Origin of the sequence: Desertihabitans aurantiacus, assembly GCF_003344635.1 — a bacterium.
Taxonomy (GTDB): domain Bacteria; phylum Actinomycetota; class Actinomycetes; order Propionibacteriales; family Propionibacteriaceae; genus Desertihabitans; species Desertihabitans aurantiacus.
The window spans coordinates 1-3509 of sequence record NZ_QPKK01000334.1; the positions used below are offsets into that span (position 1 = coordinate 1).

Below are 3509 nucleotides of genomic sequence, written 5' to 3' on the forward strand. Positions count from 1 at the left end.
CGCTGACCACCGCGCGGCCGTCGAGGTAGAGCGCGGTGGCGATCCCGGTGCCGACCGCGACGAACATCACCGAGGACTCCCCCGCGGCCGCGCCCCAGCGCAGCTCGGCCCGTCCGCCGGCGCGGACGTCGTGGCCCAGCACCGCCGGACGTCCCAGCCGCGCGGCCAGGTCGTCGGCCAGCCGGGCGTCGCGCCAGCCCAGGTTGGTGGAGTGCAGCGCCACCTGCCGGTCGTCGTCGACGATGCCCGGCACCGACAGCCCGACGGTGGGCACGCAGGCCAGCCCGGCGACGTCGGCCTCCAGCCCGGCGACGACCCCGGCCAGCACGTCCAGCAGGCCCTCGGCCCCGGGCGGGGTGGCGGTCTCGGAGCGGGCCAGCACGGTGCCGTCCTCGCGGCAGACCACCGCCTTGACCGCGGTACCGCCGACGTCCAGCCCGATCGCGGCCCGGCTGCGGCGCAGGTGCACCTCGACCCAGCCCTGCTGCGGCTCCCGGGCCACCTCGACCCACTCCCGCGGGTCCACCTCGGGGAAGGTGACGTCGCCGGCCGGCTCGGCCGGCACCTCGGTGAGACGCAGCTCGTCCAGCCACGGCCACAGCAGCCGGTACACCTCACCGCCGCCGACCACGAACACCGGGCCGGGACGCTCCGCGGCCAGCGCCAGCGCCTGCTCCGGACCGCCGGCCACCGAGACCCGGTCGGCGTGCTCGGGCGCGGGCGTCCAGCCGCCGCGGGTGAGCACGACGGTGTGCCGGCCGGGCAGCGGGCGCCCGATCGACTCGTAGGTGCGGCGACCCATCACGAGGGTGCCGCCGGTCGTCAGCTCCTTGAACCGGGCCTGCTCCCCGGGCAGGTGCCAGGGGATGTCCGGACCGTCGCCGATCACGCGGTTACGGGCGTAGGCCGCCACCCCGATCACCCTCGTCACGCTCAGACGGCGATCGGGGCCTTGATGGCGGGGTGGGGGTCGTAGCCCTCGACGCGGATGGAGTCGAGGGTGAAGCCGTCCAGGTCGCGGACCTCGGGGTCGAGCCACAGCGTCGGCAGCGGGCGCGGCTCGCGGGTGAGCTGCAGCTCGGCCTGCTCGACGTGGTTGAGGTAGAGGTGGGCGTCGCCCAGGGTGTGCACGAAGTCGCCGACCCGCAGCCCGGTCACCTGCGCCACCATCGCGGTCAGCAGGGCGTAGGAGGCGATGTTGAACGGGACGCCGAGGAAGACGTCACCGGAGCGCTGGTAGAGCTGGCAGCTGAGCCGCCCCGGCCCGTCGTCGGCCGGGGCGACGTAGAACTGGAACATCGTGTGGCACGGCGGCAGTGCCATCTCGTCGAGCTGGGCGACGTTCCAGGCGCTGACCAGGTGCCGGCGCGAGTCGGGGTTGGTGCGGATCTGCTCCACCACCCGGGCCAGCTGGTCGACGGTGCCGCCGTCGGGGGTGGGCCAGCTGCGCCACTGGTAGCCGTACACCGGCCCGAGCTCGCCGTCGGCGTCGGCCCACTCGTCCCAGATCGAGATCTTGTTCTCGTGCAGCCAGCCGACGTTGGTGTCCCCGCGCAGGAACCACAGCAGCTCACCGAACACCGAGCGGGTGTGCACCTTCTTGGTGGTGACCAGCGGGAACCCGGCGGAGAGGTCGAAGCGCATCTGGTGGCCGAACACGCTGCGGGTGCCGGTGCCGGTGCGGTCGGTCTTCACCACCCCCTCGTCGAGCACCCGCCGCAGCAGGTCGAGATAAGCCCTCATCGCGTTGCCTCCTCCGGTCCGGTCGCCTCCACCCCTAGCAGCCCGAGCAGCACCGGGACGGCCGCCCGCACCGCCTGGCCGCGGTGGCTGAGGGCGTCCTTCTCCTCCGGGCTCAGCTGGGCCGAGGTCAGCGTGTGGCCCTCGGGCACGAACACCGGGTCGTAGCCGAAGCCGTTCTCCCCGGCCGGCGCGGTGGTCAGCCAGCCCTCCCACTCCCGGCGCACCACCTCCGTGCAACCGTCGGGCAGGGCGATGGCGACCGCGCAGACGAAGCGGGCGGTGCGCCGGGCCTCCTCCACGTCCTCGACCTGGCGCAGCAGCAGCTGCAGGTTGTCGCTGTCGCTGGCCCCCGGTCCGGCCCAGCGGGCCGAGCGCACCCCCGGCATCCGGTTGAGCACGTCGACCTCCAGCCCGGAGTCGTCGGCCAGGCAGGCCAGCCCGGTCGCGGCCACCCCGGCGCGGGCCTTGATCAGCGCGTTGCCCTCGAACGTGCTCTCGGTCTCGGCCGGCTCGGGGTAGGCCGGCAGGTCGGCCAGGCCGAGCACCTCCAGCCGGTCGCCGACGAGCCGGCGCAGCTCGGCCAGCTTGCCCGGGTTGCCGGTGGCCAGCACCACCCGCGCGGTCGTCGCCGGGGACACCGCTCAGGCCTCCAGGGCGGCGTGCTGCCGCTCGGCCAGCCGGCCGCAGCCGACCACCGCGAGGTCGAGCAGGGCGTCCATCATGGCCCGGTCGAAGGGGCGTCCCTCGGCGGTGCCCTGCACCTCGATGAAGCGGCCCTCGCCGTCGGTGACGACGTTGAGGTCGACCTCGGCGGTGCTGTCCTCGGCGTAGTTGAGGTCGAGCGCCGGGCGCCCGTCGACGATGCCGACCGAGACCGCCTGGACCGAGCCGGTCAGCGGCTCACCGGCCAGCGCGCCGAGCCCGGAGAGGTGGGTGCAGGCGTCGTGCAGCGCGACCCAGGCGCCGGTGATGGCGGCGGTGCGGGTGCCGCCGTCGGCCTGCAGCACGTCGCAGTCGAGCTGGATGGTGTTCTCCCCCAGCGCCTTGTAGTCGATGACGGCGCGCAGGCTGCGCCCGATCAGCCGGCTGATCTCGTGGGTGCGCCCGCCGATCCGGCCCTTGACCGACTCGCGGTCCGAACGGGTGTGGGTGGCCCGCGGCAGCATCGCGTACTCGGCGGTCACCCAGCCGAGGCCGGTGCCACGGCGCCAGCGCGGGACGCCCTCGGTGACGCTGGCCGCCACCAGCACCCGGGTGGCGCCGAACTCGACCAGCACCGAGCCCTCGGCGTGGTCGAGCCAGCCGCGGGTGATCCGCACCTCGCGCAGCTCGTCGGCGGCGCGTCCGTCGGCGCGGGTCGGCGAGGGGTCGGCGGCAGGTGAGGTCATGGCCGTGACCCTAGCCGAGGACGCCGACCGATCCGGCCGTCACGCGCACGGTGAGCCCGGGCTCGGCGCGCAGCACGGGCTGGTCCCCGCCGGCCGCGCGCAGTGTCGCCTCCGCCTCGTCCCGGAAGGCCGCGGCGTCGAACCAGGGCGAGACGTGGGTGAGCACCAGCGCCCCGGCGCCGGCGTCCCGGGCCGCCTCGGCGGCCTCGACCGGGGTGAGGTGCACGCCGGGGGTGGCGGCCACCCCGGTCGGGTGCCCGGCCTCGGCCAGCAGCAGGTCGGTGCCGCGGGCCAGGTCGACCAGCGCCGCACAGGGGGCGGTGTCGCCGCTGAAGGTGAGGCTGGCCGCGCCGAGCTCGACCCGGACCGCGTAGGCCT

General features: G+C 75.2%; 5 protein-coding genes. All 5 read right to left on the minus strand.

The window, feature by feature from the left end:
- Positions 1-931: dihydrofolate reductase (locus DVA66_RS18380; RefSeq protein WP_198671931.1), on the minus strand; the 931-nt coding region annotated here is incomplete at its 3' end.
- A 2-nt stretch (positions 932-933) separates the two neighbouring features.
- Positions 934-1743, minus strand: coding sequence for a thymidylate synthase (locus DVA66_RS18385; protein WP_114561335.1), 810 nt, complete (start codon positions 1741-1743; stop codon positions 934-936).
- Positions 1740-2381 (minus strand): RdgB/HAM1 family non-canonical purine NTP pyrophosphatase, encoded by a 642-nt coding sequence (gene rdgB / locus DVA66_RS18390; RefSeq protein WP_114561336.1) that lies wholly within the window; start codon positions 2379-2381, stop codon positions 1740-1742. Before rdgB ends, DVA66_RS18385 begins: the two co-directional genes overlap by 4 nt.
- A 3-nt stretch (positions 2382-2384) precedes the next feature.
- Positions 2385-3131 carry a ribonuclease PH gene (rph, locus tag DVA66_RS18395; RefSeq protein WP_114561337.1) on the minus strand — a complete coding sequence of 249 codons (747 nt, stop codon included), beginning with the start codon at positions 3129-3131 and terminating at the stop codon, positions 2385-2387.
- A gap of 10 nt (positions 3132-3141) precedes the next feature.
- On the minus strand, positions 3142-3509 hold a 368-nt coding region (locus DVA66_RS18400), incomplete at its 5' end, for an MBL fold metallo-hydrolase (RefSeq protein WP_232822059.1).

Bases quoted from the DNA above. Each gene is read 5' to 3' on its own strand.
- rph (WP_114561337.1), bottom strand. From the start codon at position 3,131: ATGACCTCACCTGCCGCCGACCCCTCGCCGACCCGCGCCGACGGACGC.
- DVA66_RS18385 (WP_114561335.1), bottom strand. From the start codon at position 1,743: ATGAGGGCTTATCTCGACCTGCTGCGGCGGGTGCTCGACGAGGGGGTG.